The organism is Cedecea sp. Ae19-4 (assembly GCF_059801165.1).
In genome coordinates, this window is record NZ_JBCHWG010000001.1 from 223,097 (window position 1) to 239,023 (window position 15,927).

Consider the following 15,927-nt stretch of genomic DNA (forward strand, 5'->3'; position numbering starts at 1 on the left):
TAAATCATGGCGAGACGCATTTTAGTCGTAGAAGATGAAGCTCCGATTCGTGAAATGGTGAGCTTTGTGCTCGAGCAAAATGGCTTCCAGTCGGTAGAGGCGGAAGATTATGACAGCGCGGTTAACCTGCTGATTGAACCTTTCCCCGACCTGATCCTGCTGGACTGGATGCTGCCAGGCGGTTCCGGGATCCAGTTTATCAAGCACCTGAAACGTGAAGCGCTGACCCGCGAAATTCCGGTGATGATGCTGACCGCGCGTGGCGAAGAAGAAGATCGCGTGCGTGGCCTTGAAGTCGGTGCCGATGATTACATCACTAAGCCGTTCTCGCCTAAAGAGCTGGTGGCGCGTATTAAAGCGGTGATGCGCCGTATTTCCCCGATGGCGGTGGAAGAAGTGATTGAGATGCAGGGGCTGAGCCTGGACCCGTCCTCACACCGCGTGATGACCGGCGAAGATCCGCTCGACATGGGGCCAACTGAATTTAAGCTGTTACACTTCTTTATGACCCACCCGGAGCGCGTTTACAGCCGTGAACAGCTGCTCAATAACGTGTGGGGAACGAACGTTTACGTTGAAGACCGTACCGTAGACGTGCATATTCGTCGCCTGCGTAAAGCGTTGGAAACAAGTGGTCATGACAAAATGGTGCAAACAGTTCGCGGCACGGGTTATCGTTTTTCAACCCGTTTTTAATATGCTGACAGGAGCGTGACGCGTGCTGGAACGGCTGTCATGGAAAAGGCTGGTACTGGAGCTGGTGCTCTGTTGTATGCCAGCGGCAATTCTCGGATTGATTTTTGGCCACCTGCCGTGGTTTTTACTGGCGGCGGTGACCGCCCTGTTAAGCTGGCATTTCTGGAATTTACTTCGTCTTTCCTGGTGGCTGTGGGTTGACCGCAGCATGACCCCGCCGCCCGGGCGGGGAAGCTGGGAACCTCTGCTGTACGGGCTGCACCAGATGCAGCTGCGTAATAAAAAGCGCCGCAAAGAGTTGGGCAACCTGATCAAACGCTTCCGAAGCGGAGCCGAATCGCTGCCCGATGCGGTGGTGCTGACCACCGAAGAAGGCACCATTTTTTGGTGTAACGGCCTGGCGCAACAGCTGCTTGGCCTGCGCTGGCCTGACGACAGCGGCCAAAATATCCTCAACCTGCTGCGTTACCCTGAATTCTCACAATACGTGGCGAAGCAGCAGTTTGGTCGCCCGCTGACGCTGATACTCAACAATGGCCGTCATCTTGAGTTCCGCGTGATGCCCTACGCCGACGGGCAGTGGCTGATGGTGGCGCGAGACGTCACGCAGATGCACCAGCTTGAAGGCGCTCGCCGCAATTTCTTTGCCAACGTTAGCCATGAGCTGCGCACGCCGCTGACCGTGTTACAGGGTTACCTGGAGATGATGCAGGATCAGGCTCTGGAAGGGCCGTTGCGGGATAAAGCCCTGCATACCATGCGCGAGCAAACTTCACGCATGGAAGGGCTGGTGAGGCAATTGTTAACGCTGTCGCGCATCGAAGCCGCGCCCACGCTGTCGATGAATGAGAAAATCGACGTGCCGCTGATGCTGCGCGTGGTGGAACGAGAGGCGCAGACGTTGAGCCAGCAGAAGCAAACGCTCACTTTTAACGTTGAGCCAGGGCTGCAGGTTTACGGTAACGAAGAGCAGCTGCGCAGCGCGATCTCTAACCTGGTGTATAACGCGGTGAATCACACGCCTGCCGGGACGCACATCACCGTCACCTGGCGCAGGCTGCCTCACGGCGTAGCGTTCAGCGTTAAGGATACCGGGCCGGGGATCTCCGCCGAGCACATTCCGCGCCTGACGGAGCGTTTCTACCGAGTAGACAAAGCGCGTTCCCGGCAGACCGGAGGCAGCGGGCTTGGGCTGGCCATCGTGAAGCATGCCCTTAGCCATCATGATGCGCGGCTGGATATCGAAAGCGTACCGGGGCAGGGCTCGACGTTTTCGTTCATCCTGCCCGAGCGCTTAATCGCTCCTGAGTCAGCGGTGGCTGCACATTAATTCACCGCAACCGTCAAGTACACTTTCCACAGGCCAGTTTTCTGGCCTTTTTGTTTGTATTTTCACCACTCGTTAAGAGATGAATATCGAATTGATGCTTTTTTGTCCGCATGATAAGCCATAACAAAAGCGTATAATCAACTTTATTCACTGGTTATGCGTATTTTTAAAGGATATATTTCTGGTTTCCCGATCCCTTCTTGTCTTCAAACGCTATAAGCGTTTTAATTGCCCCCCTGTTATTACCAGACCGACTGAAATTGCGTGGTAATTCGACTAACTATTCTTCGCCACCGATCCGGAGAAGCATATTCCGCTGTCGTTACCGGTAATAACCGCGTTTTTACCGAACGTTATTTGGACTGAACGTCGGTTTAAAAATTTGAGCATTTTCAACACCACACATCCACAGGCTGCTTTATTTTATGACCTATCATTTGAAATCTCGTGACATCATCGCTCTGGGCTTTATGACCTTTGCGCTGTTTGTCGGCGCGGGCAACATTATTTTCCCTCCTATGGTTGGCTTACAGGCTGGCGAGCACGTCTGGACGGCGGCGCTTGGCTTCCTGGTCACGGCGGTAGGTTTACCCGTTCTGACTATCGTGGCGATTGCCCGCGTCGGCGGCGGTATTGACAGCCTTAGCTCGCCGATTGGCCGCCGCGCCGGTATTTTGCTGGCGACCGTCTGCTACCTGGCCGTAGGGCCGCTGTTTGCCACGCCGCGTACCACCACCGTTTCCTTTGAAGTGGGAATTGCTCCGCTGACCGGTATGGGCGATATGCCGCTGTTTATTTACAGCCTGGTGTACTTTGCGCTGGTGATCGGGATTTCTCTTTATCCGGGTAAGCTGCTGGACACCGTGGGCCACGTGCTGGCGCCGGTGAAAATCATCGCGCTGCTGATCCTGGCGGCCGGGGCGGTGCTGTGGCCAGCCGGTGGCCTGAGCACGGCGACTGAAGCCTACCAGAACGCGGCGTTTTCTAACGGCTTCGTGAACGGCTACCTGACGATGGACACGCTGGCTTCGCTGGTGTTCGGGATTGTTATCGTGAATGCCGCGCGCTCTCGCGGTGTGACCGAATCTCGCCTGCTGACCCGCTACACGATTTGGGCTGGCCTGATTGCCGGTATCGGCCTGACGGTTATCTACCTGGCACTGTTCCACCTCGGTTCCGATAGCGCGAACCTGGTCGATCAGAAAGCCAACGGCGCGGCTATTCTGCACGCTTATGTGGCGCATACCTTTGGCGGGGCCGGTAGCTTCTTCCTGGCGGCGCTGATCTTCCTGGCTTGTCTGGTTACCGCCGTGGGCCTGACCTGTGCCTGCGCGGAGTTCTTTAGCCAGTATCTGCCGCTCTCTTACCGCTCGCTGGTGTTTATCCTCGGCCTGTTCTCGATGGTGGTATCTAACCTGGGCCTGAGCCACCTGATTCAGATTTCGATCCCGGTACTGACGGCAATCTATCCACCTTGTATTGCCCTGGTGGTGCTGAGCTTCACCCGTCCGTGGTGGAACAACTCCACCCGCGTTATTGCCCCGGCGATGCTGATAAGCCTGCTGTTTGGTATGATTGACGGCATTAAGGCATCGGCCATCAGCGACATGCTGCCTGGCTGGGCGGCGAAACTGCCGCTGGCGGATCAGGGACTTGCCTGGCTGCTGCCGACCGTTGCGATGGTGGTGATCACCGCTATCTGGGACAAAGCAGCGGGGCGTCAGGTCACCTCCGCCGCCCACTAATTTTTTGATTGCTAAGTAACCACGGAGTCGTCCTCCGTGGTTTTTTTATTGTAAAGCGTGGAACCTGGATTCATGGAAAACACCAACAAGCTCAAGCGCGGTTTGAGCACCCGGCACATTCGATTTATGGCGCTGGGGTCGGCGATTGGCACAGGGCTGTTTTACGGTTCGGCGGACGCCATCAAAATGGCGGGGCCGAGCGTTCTGCTGGCGTATATCATCGGCGGCGTGGCGGCCTATATTATTATGCGCGCGCTGGGCGAAATGTCGGTGCACAATCCCGCTGCCAGCTCGTTTTCTCGCTATGCTCAGGACAACCTTGGGCCGCTGGCTGGCTATATTACCGGCTGGACCTACTGCTTTGAGATTTTGATTGTTGCCATCGCCGACGTGACCGCGTTCGGGATCTACATGGGTATCTGGTTCCCGGCGGTGCCGCACTGGGTCTGGGTGCTGAGTGTGGTGCTGATTATCTGCGCCATCAACCTGATGAGCGTGAAGGTGTTCGGCGAGCTGGAGTTCTGGTTCTCATTCTTTAAAGTCGCCACCATCATCATCATGATTATTGCCGGGATCGGCATTATCGTGTGGGGGATTGGCAACGGCGGCCAGGCGACCGGTATCCACAACCTGTGGAGCAACGGTGGCTTCTTCAGCAACGGCTGGCTGGGCATGATCATGTCTCTGCAGATGGTGATGTTTGCCTACGGCGGGATTGAGATTATCGGCATCACCGCAGGCGAAGCGAAAGATCCGCAGAAATCCATTCCGCGCGCAATAAACTCCGTGCCGCTGCGTATTCTGGTGTTCTACGTGGGGACGCTGTTTGTCATCATGTCCATTTATCCCTGGAACCAGGTGGGCACCGAAGGCAGTCCGTTTGTGATGACCTTCCAGCATATGGGCATTACCGCTGCAGCCGGTATTCTGAACTTTGTGGTTATCACAGCTTCGCTCTCGGCGATTAACAGCGATGTGTTTGGCGTGGGCCGCATGCTGCACGGCATGGCCGAGCAGGGTAGCGCGCCTAAAATCTTCGCCAGGACTTCCCGCAACGGTATTCCGTGGGTCACCGTTGTGGTGATGGCCTGCGCGCTGCTGCTGGCGGTTTACCTGAACTACATCATGCCGGAAAACGTCTTCCTGGTGATTGCGTCGCTGGCAACGTTCGCCACCGTTTGGGTCTGGATAATGATCCTGCTGTCGCAGATTGCCTTCCGCCGCCGCCTGTCGCCGGAAGAGGCGAAAGCGCTGAAATTCCCGATCCCCGGTGGCGTAGCGACGACCGTCGTGGGCCTGGTGTTCCTGGTGTTTATTATCGGGCTGATTGGTTACCACCCGGATACCCGTATTTCGCTGTACGTGGGCTGCGGCTGGATTGCGCTGCTGCTTATTGGCTGGGTTGTTAAGCGCCGGGTTAAGGCGCAGTCGTTGCCAGTGTAGTGGCTGATTCGGTTAGAACGCGGTATCTGGTTTTACCCTCACCCTGACCCTCTCCCTGGAAGGGCGAGGGAATTAATAGCGTTCTCTGGTACTGCTTTTCCTTTTGCCTGTGAGGGCGAGGGAATTAATAGCGTTCTCTGCTGCCTCATTTCCTTTTGCCTGGCAGGGATAGGGAATAAATAGTGTTCTCCTCATTCGTTTTCCCCCCCTCGCCCCTTTGGGGAGAGGGCCGGGGTGAGGGGAATAATTTCTCCCGTCTCCACCCCTCCTGTCCTCCCCCAAATTAACCCGGAATGATGAGTGATAAAGCCTTATGCTGTGGCAAGGTGGCGTCATTTTTAAGCGATGGGAAAGTTACTATGTTGAATGCCTGGCACCTGCCGGTGGCGCCGTTTATCCAGACGCGGGAACGCAGCCTTGTCATTACCCTGTGGCTGGCGGGGGACGACCTGCCGGAAAAAGTGATTCTGCGTGGCGAAAAAGATAACGAAGAGATTTCTCTGGTCATGGTGCGCCAGAAACAGGCTCCCCTTGAGGGCGTTGTTGCCTGGAAAGTCACCCTCGATACCGCCGAAGGGCAGCCGCGCCGTCGCTACAGCTTTAAGCTACTCTGGCAGGACAGGCAGCGCTGGTACACACCTCAGGGCTTCCAAAAAACGCCGCCGGCCCGGCTGGAACAGTTCGCTTTTGATACGCCGGATGACGGCCCGGATTGGGTGCAGGACCAGGTGTTCTATCAGATCTTCCCGGATCGTTTTGCGCGCGGGGCTAATCGCCAGCCGGTGCAGGATAACGTTTATTTTCATCATGCGGCCGGGCGGGATATCGTCCGCCGGGAGTGGCATGAGCCTTTAACCGGGGAAGCCGGAGGATCGACGTTTTACGGCGGCGATCTGGACGGGATCAGTGAAAAGCTGCCGTACCTGAAAAAGCTCGGCGTGACGGCACTTTATCTGAACCCTATTTTTACCGCGCCCAGCGTGCATAAGTACGACACTCAGGATTACCGGCAGGTAGACGAGCAGTTTGGCGGTAATGCCGCTTTCCTGCGGCTGAGGGAAAATACGCGCCGGCAGGGGATGAAGCTGATGCTGGACGGCGTTTTTAACCACAGCGGCGATACGCACGGCTGGTTTGACAGGCATCAGAACGGTGAGAATGGCGCCTGCCATCACCCACAGTCTCCGTGGCGCGACTGGTACAGCTTTTCTGACGAAGGGTTGGCGCTGGACTGGTTGGGCTATTCCAGCCTGCCTAAGCTGGATTATCGCTCGGCCACGCTGGTGGATGAGATCTATCGCGGCGAGCAAAGCATTGTGCGGCACTGGCTGCGGGAGCCCTGGGGCATTGACGGCTGGCGGCTGGACGTAGTGCATATGCTGGGAGAGGAAGGCGGGGCGAAAAATAATCTTCTGCACGTCAGCGGCATTACCCAGGCGGCAAAAGAAACCAAACAGAATGCTTACGTCCTCGGCGAGCACTTTGGCGATGCCCGGCAGTGGCTGCAGGCCGATGCCGAAGATGCCGCCATGAACTATCGCGGTTTTACTTTCCCGCTGTGGGGATTTTTGGCAAACACCGATATCTCTTACGAGCCGCAGGATATTGACGCCCAAACCTGTATAGCATGGATGGAAGAGTACCGCTCGGCACTTTCCCATCAGCAGCAGCTGCGCATGTTTAACCAGCTCGACAGCCACGATACCGCCCGTTTTAAGTCGATTCTTGGTAAAGATGTTGCCCGCTTGCCGCTGGCCGTCATCTGGCTGTACGCCTGGCCCGGCGTGCCCTGTATCTATTACGGCGATGAGGTGGGGCTGGATGGCAACAACGATCCTTTCTGCCGCAAGCCTTTCCCGTGGCAGAAACAGGATCAGGATTTAGATCTGCTGGCGCTTTATCAGCGGCTCGGCAAGCTGCGCAAACAAAGCCGGGCGCTTCGTCACGGTGGTTGCCGGGTCATCTACGCTGAGCAGGACGTCGTCGTGTTCGTGCGTGCTTATCAAAACGAACGTGTTCTGGTGGCCATCAATCGCGGCAGCGAGGTTCAGGCCACGCTCCCGTGGGATGCCTTGCTGAGCGGCAGAGCCTGGACGCAGATCGAAGGCGAGGCGGCGCTCAATAACCGCGAGCTGAGCTTGCCTGCCGTCAGCGCCGCGGTCTGGCGCAGTCTTTAGGTCGGTAACCCGGCGGGGAGAGGTTTAGCTCTCCGCCGGGGGCTGATAAAGGGCGTTGACCAAATCCCCTTCAATGATCTTTTCTCGCCACCAGCGTGCGGCCAGGCCTTCACCCCGGTTATGCCAGCCGATGTAGGTCACGTCCGTCTGGCGGAACGATACAACTGGTTTTTCAATTAATTTGCCGCTGTTAAGGAGTGGCTGGGCGATGTGGCGGGGTAAAAATCCGCAGGCCAGGCCCGAGACTAAAATAGCGACCTTGCTAGGGAAGTCGAACACCACCACGCGTTCTTGCTCTTCAATGTAATTGGTGTTGATTGGCTGGCAGTAACGTGCCGTATCGCCAATGATGGCCGCACGATGGCGGCAAACTTCGTCACTGGAAAGCACATGTTCCGCTTTTGCCAGCGCGTGCTTGGGGGAGACGACAAACACGTTGTCCAGCGTGCCCAGCATCTTGTAGGCGTATTCGGATGACGTCGGCGGCTCGTTAATGGCGCCGAGAATAATGTTCGCGCCGTTGTGGGTCAGCTCTTCCCAGGCTCCTGCCAGCGTATGGTGGGTAAAATTAAGCGTGGTTTGCTGGTCGAGAGCGTAGAACTCCTCCATCAACGGCAGCAGCAGGTGGAAGGGAAATGAACCGTCCAGCGCAATGGTCAGCGTTTTTTCCCAGCCGGAGGTGGAGCGCAAAGCCTGGCTTTCCAGATCCTTCGCGGCGCTGAGCACCATCCGCCCTTTTTCCAGCACAATCCTGCCGGTGTCGGTAAATTTTGCCCGATGGCCTGAGCGATCCAGAAGTTTAATATTCAGATCGTTTTCTAGCTTCTGCACCATATAACTCAGCGCCGCAGGCGTTTTAAACAGCGATTCAGCGGCGGCGGCAAAACTGCCGTGCTTATCTAAGGCATCAAGAATGAGCAGCACATCTAAATTTACGCGCATAGTGATAATCCGTTCGGGCTTTGGCCTTGCAAAAGTCTATCACCAAAAAATTAAATAAGACGTTAGAAAATTCCGGCTATCAACCCTGCGGCTGTATGCAGAAAATAAAGGCGTCATCCAGAGATGGATACCTTAATAACTCATTGATAGCTGAGGGAATAAAATGTCTATTCGTGAACTGATTGACCCAACTAACTCCACCCTTATTTTTATCGATCACCAGCCGCAAATGGCTTTCGGCGTGGCGAATATCGATCGCCAGACCCTGAAAAATAACACCGTGGCGCTGGCAAAGGCGGGCCAAATATTTAAGGTGCCGACGATTTATACCTCCGTCGAAACCAAAAGCTTCAGCGGCTATATCTGGCCTGAATTATTAGCTGTTCATCCTGACATTAAGCCCATTGAGCGTACTTCCATGAACTCCTGGGAAGATAAAGCCTTTGTTGAGGCGGTGAAGGCGACGGGCCGTAAAAAACTGATTATTTCAGCGCTGTGGACCGAAGTGTGCCTGACCTTCCCGGCGCTGATGGCGCTGGAAGAAGGCTTTGAAGTGTATGTGGTGACCGACACTTCCGGCGGGACTTCTGTGGATGCCCACGAACGCGCCATTGACCGGATGGTGCAGGCCGGTGCCGTGCCGGTGACCTGGCAGCAGGTTCTGCTGGAGTACCAGCGCGACTGGTCACGCAAAGAAACTTATGACGCAGTGATGAACCTGGTTCGTGAGCACAGCGGGGCTTATGGCATGGGCGTCGACTACGCTTATACGATGGTTCACGGCGCCCCAGAACGTAAAGCCTGATGGATCACAGTCGGGGCGGGTTCGCCGCTCCGTTTTTCCTCCCCATTTTGACTCAGGAATTGCGGCATGGCCGACAACAATACCGTTACGCTGGTGATCACCCACGCAATCCGGCCAGGCGAGGCCGCTCGCTACGAACAATGGCTGGAAAAGATCATGCCGACCGCCGCTCGTTTCCCCGGTCACCTTGGGGTGCATGTTATTCGCCCCACGGCCGGGAACGACACCTATAACGTGGTGATTCGCTTCGACACGCTCGAGCATCTCAATGCCTGGACTGACTCCCCTGAACGCCATCGCCTTGTGGCAGAGATCAAATCCTCTCTTGCCGATGACGACAAAGTGCAGGTGCACACCGAAACGGCCTTCTGGTTTACCCCGGAAAGTGCGACGGTGAAACGCCCGCCGCAGTGGAAGCAGTTCCTGATCACGCTGCTCGTTATCTTCCCCAGTACCAACCTTGTGCCGTGGGTGACGGGCATGTTGTTCCCAGGTTTACGCGGCACGCTTCCCGGGCACTTGCTTAACGATGCCTGCGTGGTAGCGCTGGTGGTCTGGCTCTGGATGCCGATGGTGACGAAGCTGTTTGCCGGTTGGCTAAAAAAAGCATGATTTCTCAGGAGTCCCTGATTATGTCTCAACATGCCTCACTGATTTTGACTCATGGCCAGTTTCACACGCTGGATAAAGAGAATCCGCTTGCCGAAGCGGTAGCGATTAAAGACGGTAAAATTCTGGCGGCGGGCAGCACCGCCTATGCGATGAGCTTTGCCGGAGAAGGTAGCCAGGTCGTCGATTTGAAAGGCCACACGGTGATCCCCGGCCTGAACGATTCGCACCTGCACCTGATTCGCGGCGGGCTGAACTACAACCTTGAGCTGCGCTGGGAAGGCGTGCCTTCGCTGGCCGATGCCCTGCGCATGCTAAAAGAACAGGCGCTGCGCACGCCGTCTCCGCAGTGGGTACGCGTGGTGGGGGGCTGGACAGAGTTCCAGTTTGCCGAACGCCGCATGCCTACCATCGAAGAACTTAACGAGGCCGCGCCCGATACGCCGGTATTCGTTCTGCATCTGTACGACAGAGCTTTGCTCAACCGCGCCGCGCTGAAAGCGGTGGGCTATACCAAAGAGACGCCAAACCCGCCGGGTGGCGAGATTGTCCGTGACGGCAACGGGAATCCGACCGGAATGCTGGTGGCGAAGCCTAACGCGATGATCCTTTATTCCACGCTGGCAAAAGGGCCGAAACTGCCGCTGGAGATGCAGGTGAACTCAACGCGGCAGTTTATGCGAGAGCTGAACCGCCTGGGCGTGGCCAGCGCGATTGACGCGGGCGGTGGTTTCCAGAACTACCCTGAGGATTACCAGGTTATCGACGAGCTGCACAGTAAAAAGCAGATGACGGTGCGCATTGCCTATAACCTGTTTACCCAGCGCCCTCAGCATGAGCTGGAAGATTTTGAAAAATGGACCGACATGCTGACGCCGGGGCAGGGCACCGACTTCTACCGCGCCAACGGGGCCGGTGAAATGCTGGTGTTCTCGGCTGCAGACTTTGAAGACTTCCTGCAGCCACGCCCGGATTTGCCGGACGGCATGGAACAGGAGCTGGAGCGTGTGGTGCGCCATCTGGTTGAACACCGCTGGCCGTTCCGGCTGCATGCCACCTACAACGAGTCCATCAGCCGCATGCTGGACGTGTTCGAAAAGGTCAATCGCGATATTCCGTTCAACGGTCTGCACTGGCTGTTTGACCATGCAGAGACGATTACCGAACGCAATATCGACCGGGTTAAGGCGCTGGGCGGTGGGATTGCGGTTCAGCACCGCATGGCTTTCCAGGGCGAATACTATGCGGAGCGCTACGGGATTGAGGCGGTGAAACAAACGCCGCCGGTGGCGAAAATGCTAGCCGCAGGTGTGCCCGTGGGGTTAGGCACCGACGCCACGCGCGTGGCGAGCTACAACCCGTGGACGGCGCTTTACTGGCTGGTGTCCGGGCGCACTGTGGGCGGTATGCAGATGTACGACGAGAATAACCGTATGTCCCGCGATGTCGCCCTTGAGCTATGGACCGCAGGCAGCGCCTGGTTCTCTAACGAGCAGGGCAAGAAAGGGCGGATTCAGGCGGGGCAACTGGCTGACCTGGTTGTGCTGTCTCAGGACTACTTCAGCGTGCCGGAAGAGGCTATCAAGGGTATTGAATCGGTGATGACCGTGGTGGATGGAAAAGTGGTTTATGCCACCGGAGCCTTTACGCCTCTGGCACCGCCAGCCATTCCCGTTGTGCCTGACTGGTCGCCTGTGGTGACCGTGCCGGGGCATTACCGCTCCGCGCCACCAGCGGCGGCAAAAGTGGGGATGATGGCATCGGTGCATCAGTGCTGCGGGAGCTGTAACGTCCACGGGCATCAGCATGATGTGGCGCGTAATTCCTCGATTCCCGTCGGCGATGAGACGGCGTTCTGGGGCATGATGGGCTGTTCCTGCTTCGCCTTCTGACAAAAACAAAAAAGGCCGCAATCGCGGCCTTTTCTTCGAACTTGCTTAGCCATTACAGCTTAGCAACGTTCTCGCTCAGGTACTTAGCAACGCCGTCCGGAGACGCGTTCATGCCTTCTTTCCCTTTTTCCCACTGAGCCGGGCACACTTCGCCGTGCTCTTCGTGGAACTGCAGCGCGTCAACCATACGCAGCATTTCGTCGATGTTACGACCCAGCGGCAGATCGTTAACCACCTGGTGGCGAACGATACCGGCTTTGTCGATCAGGAAGGAACCGCGCAGCGCAACGCCCGCTTCCGGGTGTTCGATGCCGTAGGCTTGCTGGATTTCACGTTTGATATCAGCAACCATCGCGTATTTCACTTCGCCGATGCCGCCTTTATCAACCGGGGTTTTACGCCATGCGTTGTGAACGAACTCGGAGTCAAAAGATACACCAACGACTTCTACGCCACGTTTCTGGAATTCTTCGTAACGCTTGTCGAACGCGATCAGTTCAGACGGGCAAACGAAGGTGAAGTCCATCGGCCAGAAGAACACAACGGTGGCTTTACCGTTGGTGTGTTTTTTGAAGTTGAAGTTTTCAACGATTTCGCCATTGCCCAGAACGGCAGCAGCGGTAAAGTCAGGGGCTGGACGAGTAACCAGGACCATATGTACTCCTGTTAATTTTGTTAAAGTGAATGTTAACGCAACGGGGGGAGTATAGGGGCTCCATTCCATGTAGCTCAATGGCATCTTGCCAATCAATCAGATAGGTTTTGGCTATCAAAAAGACGCATATCTTGATGCCGATAACCAAGATAGCCCTTTTTTCGAAAAGGGCAAGTTGTTCTAACGTGAACCGGGAACGATCACAAACTTTTTTGTTCCGCCATCACCATCATGCGTGGGTAGAACTGCCAGAACAACTCCTCCAACTGGTCATAATGGGCGTCGAGATCGTGCCAGGAGGCTCGCAGGGCATCAAGTTTTGGTCTACGGCTCGCCATCCCATTGAGAACGTTAGCAATAAAATCCATATCCTGATAACGCTCCAGCCAGCGTTCACGCCATAAATAGTTATTAAGATTAATGAAGCGCGGCGGCGTGTCGTTAAGCCTGGGCACAATCTGCCCGCGAGCATAGGCGATAAAATCCTCGAGCCCGATATCCGGGCAAACCTTATGCCAGTGGCGCGACAGGAAGTGGTCCCACATGACATCCAGAGAAATCGGCGAAACTCGCCGCGTCTCTGGGCTGAACCAGCCGCGGGCTAAAGCCACCTCCGGCAGTCCGTCCGTCAGGACATCGACTCTGCGGTGCATATAAATGCCGGCCACGACCTCGGGCGAAAAGCTGTCGTCCGGGCTGCCGCGCACGAAATCCGCCAGCAAATTTCCCAGCAGTGAACTTTGGGCCAGATGTGCCAAATGCAGGTGGGCGAGAAAATTCATCGAATAGTTATTCCATTTATGGCGTTAAAACGGCCTGAGCAGGGTAAACGTGTTGCAGGGAAAGCCCCCTGCCACTAGACTAAGCCGCCTGTTTTTAAGTCTGAGTGCTATACCATGCGCGTTGCTGATTTTTCCTTTGAACTGCCTGAATCCCTGATTGCTCATTATCCGCAAGCCGAGCGCAGCAGCTGCCGCTTGCTGTCACTTGACGGGCCGACGGGCGCATTGGCGCATGGCACTTTCACCGATTTGCTCGACAAGCTCAACCCCGGCGACCTGCTGGTGTTCAATAACACCCGCGTAATCCCGGCTCGCCTGTTTGGCCGTAAAGCCAGCGGCGGGAAAATTGAAGTACTGGTCGAGCGTATGCTGGATGATAAACGCATTCTGGCACATATTCGCGCCTCTAAAGCGCCAAAACCCGGCGCCGAGCTGCTGTTGGGCGATGATGAAAGCGTACACGCCACCATGGTTGCGCGCCACGATGCGCTGTTTGAGGTCGAGTTTAACGACGAGCGCGCCGTACTGGATATCTTAAATAACATCGGCCATATGCCGCTGCCACCGTACATCGACCGCCCGGATGAAGAAGCCGACCGCGAGCTTTATCAAACGGTTTATAGCCAGAAGCCGGGGGCGGTTGCTGCGCCGACAGCAGGTCTGCACTTTGACGAGCCGCTGCTGGAAAAACTGCGCAATAAAGGTGTCGATATGGCGTTCGTCACGCTGCACGTCGGGGCGGGGACGTTCCAGCCGGTGCGCGTGGACAGCATCGAAGACCACATCATGCACTCTGAGTATGCCGAAGTGCCCCAGGACGTTGTGGATGAAGTGCTGGCCTGTAAAGCGCGTGGCAATCGCGTTATTGCGGTCGGAACTACGTCGGTACGCTCCCTGGAAAGCGCCGCTCAGGCTGCGCAGAACGACCTGATCGAGCCGTTCTTCGGCGATACCCAAATCTTTATCTATCCGGGCTATCAGTACAAAGTGATCGACGCGCTGGTGACGAACTTCCACCTGCCGGAGTCTACGCTGATTATGCTGGTCTCCGCGTTTGCCGGTTATAAAAACACAATGCACGCTTACCACGAGGCGGTGAAAGCGGAATATCGCTTCTTTAGCTACGGCGATGCGATGTTCATTACCTGTAATCCGCAGGCGATAAACGAACGCCCGGGGGCGTGATTGCCCCTCACCCTGGCCCTCTCCCCCGTGAGAGTATTGGGTAACAGAGAAAGTATTCTCCCTCTCCCTTCCAGGGAGAGGGCCGGGGTGAGGGTAACCCACCCCCGCTTATTCCGCCGTGAGCACCGCCCACGGCGTTAATTGACTCACCAGACTGTTTCTCTGGTGCTGGAGGAAATGTGAAATTTGAATTAGATACCACCGACGGACGCGCACGACGCGGTCGCCTGGTCTTTGAACGTGGCACCGTCGAAACCCCGGCCTTTATGCCGGTGGGTACTTACGGCACCGTGAAAGGGATGACGCCGGAAGAAGTTGAAGCCACGGGCGCGCAGATTATCCTGGGCAATACCTTCCATTTATGGCTTCGTCCTGGCCAGGAAATCATGAAACTGCACGGCGACCTGCATGATTTTATGCAGTGGAAAGGCCCAATCCTGACGGACTCCGGTGGTTTCCAGGTATTCAGCCTGGGCGATATCCGTAAGATCACCGAAGCGGGCGTACATTTCCGCAACCCGATCAACGGCGATCCTATTTTCCTCGATCCTGAAAAATCCATGGAAATTCAGTACGATCTGGGGTCCGATATCGTCATGATCTTCGACGAATGTACGCCGTACCCGGCGGACTGGGATTACGCGAAACGCTCCATGGAAATGTCTCTGCGTTGGGCGCAGCGTAGCCGCGATCGCTTTGATTCCCTTGGAAATAAAAATGCGCTGTTTGGCATTATCCAGGGCAGTGTTTACGAAGATTTACGAGATATCTCGGTAAAAGGTCTGGTAGAGATTGGCTTTGATGGCTACGCTGTCGGCGGCCTGGCGGTAGGCGAGCCGAAGGAAGACATGCACCGTATTCTCGAGCACGTTTGCCCGCAAATCCCTGCCGACAAACCACGTTACCTGATGGGCGTAGGTAAACCGGAAGACCTGGTTGAAGGGGTTCGTCGCGGTATCGATATGTTCGACTGCGTCATGCCAACTCGTAATGCGCGTAACGGTCACCTGTTCGTGACGGACGGCGTAGTGAAAATCCGCAATGCTAAGCATAAAGATGACACCGCCCCGCTCGATGCCGAGTGTGATTGCTATACGTGTCGCAATTATTCACGTGCCTACTTGCATCATCTTGACCGTTGCAACGAAATACTGGGCGCGCGTCTTAATACCATTCATAACCTGCGCTATTACCAGCGTTTAATGGCTGGTTTACGCCAGGCCATTGAAGAGGGTAAATTAGACCACTTCGTGACGGATTTTTACGAGCGGACAGGTAAGCCGGTTCCACCTTTGAACGTTGATTAATTTAATAATGAGGGAATTTTAATGAGCTTTTTCATTTCTGATGCGGTAGCTGCAACAGGTGCTCCATCGCAGGGTAGCCCGTACTCTTTGATTCTTATGCTGGTGGTGTTTGGTCTGATTTTCTATTTTATGATCCTGCGTCCGCAGCAAAAGCGTACCAAAGAGCATAAAAAACTGATGGACTCCATCTCTAAGGGTGATGAAGTGCTGACCAACGGTGGCCTGGTTGGCCGCGTGACCAAAGTAGCTGAAACTGGCTATGTTGCTATCGCGCTGAACGATACCACCGAAGTGGTTATCAAACGTGATTTCGTAGCTGCCGTTCTGCCGAAAGGCACCATGAAGGCGCTGTAATTTTC

Annotated in this window: 14 protein-coding genes; 11 read left to right on the forward strand and 3 right to left on the reverse strand. The window is 55.7% G+C overall.

The window, feature by feature from the left end; all coding sequences use genetic code 11:
* The first annotated feature begins 6 nt into the window (after nt 1-6).
* The 5 genes from phoB to malZ all read left to right on the forward strand — a co-directional run bounded on the left by phoB (nt 7) and on the right by malZ (nt 7,391).
* On the forward strand, nt 7-696 hold the full coding sequence (gene phoB, locus AAIE02_RS01000; RefSeq protein WP_008454506.1) for a phosphate response regulator transcription factor PhoB: 690 nt from the start codon (nt 7-9) through the stop codon (nt 694-696).
* 22 nt (nt 697-718) lie between these two features.
* On the forward strand, nt 719-2,026 hold the full coding sequence (gene phoR, locus AAIE02_RS01005) for a phosphate regulon sensor histidine kinase PhoR (RefSeq protein WP_008454508.1): 1,308 nt from the start codon (nt 719-721) through the stop codon (nt 2,024-2,026).
* A gap of 425 nt (nt 2,027-2,451) precedes the next feature.
* Entirely contained in the window at nt 2,452-3,771 is a 1,320-nt protein-coding gene (brnQ, locus tag AAIE02_RS01010; protein ID WP_008454510.1) for a branched-chain amino acid transporter carrier protein BrnQ, read from the forward strand.
* Between the two features lie 72 nt (nt 3,772-3,843).
* Entirely contained in the window at nt 3,844-5,214 is a 1,371-nt protein-coding gene (gene proY, locus AAIE02_RS01015) for a proline-specific permease ProY (protein WP_166994385.1), read from the forward strand.
* A gap of 359 nt (nt 5,215-5,573) precedes the next feature.
* Nucleotides 5,574-7,391 (forward strand): maltodextrin glucosidase, encoded by a 1,818-nt coding sequence (gene malZ / locus AAIE02_RS01020; RefSeq protein ID WP_336983006.1) that lies wholly within the window; start codon nt 5,574-5,576, stop codon nt 7,389-7,391.
* Nucleotides 7,392-7,415: 24 nt separating this feature from the next.
* Here the strand turns inward: malZ and AAIE02_RS01025 are convergent, their stop codons facing one another.
* On the reverse strand, nt 7,416-8,333 hold the full coding sequence (locus AAIE02_RS01025) for a LysR family transcriptional regulator (protein WP_336983005.1): 918 nt from the start codon (nt 8,331-8,333) through the stop codon (nt 7,416-7,418).
* Nucleotides 8,334-8,496: 163 nt separating this feature from the next.
* Here AAIE02_RS01025 and AAIE02_RS01030 point away from each other — a divergent pair, with 163 nt between their 5' ends.
* The 3 genes from AAIE02_RS01030 (at nt 8,497) to AAIE02_RS01040 (ending at nt 11,639) form a co-directional block, all read left to right on the forward strand.
* Nucleotides 8,497-9,138, forward strand: a complete 642-nt coding sequence (locus tag AAIE02_RS01030; protein ID WP_498531823.1) for a hydrolase — start codon at nt 8,497-8,499, stop codon at nt 9,136-9,138.
* A gap of 66 nt (nt 9,139-9,204) precedes the next feature.
* Nucleotides 9,205-9,750, forward strand: a complete 546-nt coding sequence (locus AAIE02_RS01035) for an antibiotic biosynthesis monooxygenase (RefSeq protein ID WP_336818501.1) — start codon at nt 9,205-9,207, stop codon at nt 9,748-9,750.
* Between the two features lie 20 nt (nt 9,751-9,770).
* Nucleotides 9,771-11,639 carry an amidohydrolase gene (locus AAIE02_RS01040; protein WP_498531824.1) on the forward strand — a complete coding sequence of 623 codons (1,869 nt, stop codon included), beginning with the start codon at nt 9,771-9,773 and terminating at the stop codon, nt 11,637-11,639.
* A gap of 52 nt (nt 11,640-11,691) precedes the next feature.
* On the opposite strand, the gene AAIE02_RS01045 is transcribed toward AAIE02_RS01040, so the two are convergent.
* Nucleotides 11,692-12,294: a peroxiredoxin C gene (locus AAIE02_RS01045; RefSeq protein WP_008454530.1), complete on the reverse strand. Its 603-nt coding sequence runs from the start codon at nt 12,292-12,294 to the stop codon at nt 11,692-11,694.
* Nucleotides 12,295-12,494: 200 nt separating this feature from the next.
* Nucleotides 12,495-13,076: an ACP phosphodiesterase gene (gene acpH, locus AAIE02_RS01050; protein WP_166994392.1), complete on the reverse strand. Its 582-nt coding sequence runs from the start codon at nt 13,074-13,076 to the stop codon at nt 12,495-12,497.
* Nucleotides 13,077-13,190: 114 nt separating this feature from the next.
* Here acpH and queA point away from each other — a divergent pair, with 114 nt between their 5' ends.
* The 3 genes from queA (at nt 13,191) to yajC (ending at nt 15,922) form a co-directional block, all read left to right on the forward strand.
* Nucleotides 13,191-14,261, forward strand: coding sequence for a tRNA preQ1(34) S-adenosylmethionine ribosyltransferase-isomerase QueA (gene queA / locus AAIE02_RS01055; RefSeq protein ID WP_498531825.1), 1,071 nt, complete (start codon nt 13,191-13,193; stop codon nt 14,259-14,261).
* Nucleotides 14,262-14,440: 179 nt separating this feature from the next.
* The gene (tgt, locus tag AAIE02_RS01060) at nt 14,441-15,568 is read left to right on the forward strand and encodes a tRNA guanosine(34) transglycosylase Tgt (protein ID WP_039290735.1); all 1,128 of its coding nucleotides are present in this window, start codon (nt 14,441-14,443) and stop codon (nt 15,566-15,568) included.
* Nucleotides 15,569-15,589: 21 nt separating this feature from the next.
* The gene (yajC, locus tag AAIE02_RS01065; RefSeq protein WP_166866388.1) at nt 15,590-15,922 is read left to right on the forward strand and encodes a preprotein translocase subunit YajC; all 333 of its coding nucleotides are present in this window, start codon (nt 15,590-15,592) and stop codon (nt 15,920-15,922) included.
* Nucleotides 15,923-15,927 lie beyond the last annotated feature (5 nt).

Coding starts and splice junctions, on each gene's coding strand:
- phoB (WP_008454506.1), top strand. CDS start 7: ATGGCGAGACGCATTTTAGTCGTAGAAGATGAAGCTCCGATTCGTGAA.
- brnQ (WP_008454510.1), top strand. CDS start 2,452: ATGACCTATCATTTGAAATCTCGTGACATCATCGCTCTGGGCTTTATG.
- proY (WP_166994385.1), top strand. CDS start 3,844: ATGGAAAACACCAACAAGCTCAAGCGCGGTTTGAGCACCCGGCACATT.
- malZ (WP_336983006.1), top strand. CDS start 5,574: ATGTTGAATGCCTGGCACCTGCCGGTGGCGCCGTTTATCCAGACGCGG.
- AAIE02_RS01025 (WP_336983005.1), bottom strand. CDS start 8,333: ATGCGCGTAAATTTAGATGTGCTGCTCATTCTTGATGCCTTAGATAAG.
- AAIE02_RS01030 (WP_498531823.1), top strand. CDS start 8,497: ATGTCTATTCGTGAACTGATTGACCCAACTAACTCCACCCTTATTTTT.
- AAIE02_RS01035 (WP_336818501.1), top strand. CDS start 9,205: ATGGCCGACAACAATACCGTTACGCTGGTGATCACCCACGCAATCCGG.
- AAIE02_RS01040 (WP_498531824.1), top strand. CDS start 9,771: ATGTCTCAACATGCCTCACTGATTTTGACTCATGGCCAGTTTCACACG.
- AAIE02_RS01045 (WP_008454530.1), bottom strand. CDS start 12,294: ATGGTCCTGGTTACTCGTCCAGCCCCTGACTTTACCGCTGCTGCCGTT.
- acpH (WP_166994392.1), bottom strand. CDS start 13,076: ATGAATTTTCTCGCCCACCTGCATTTGGCACATCTGGCCCAAAGTTCA.
- queA (WP_498531825.1), top strand. CDS start 13,191: ATGCGCGTTGCTGATTTTTCCTTTGAACTGCCTGAATCCCTGATTGCT.
- yajC (WP_166866388.1), top strand. CDS start 15,590: ATGAGCTTTTTCATTTCTGATGCGGTAGCTGCAACAGGTGCTCCATCG.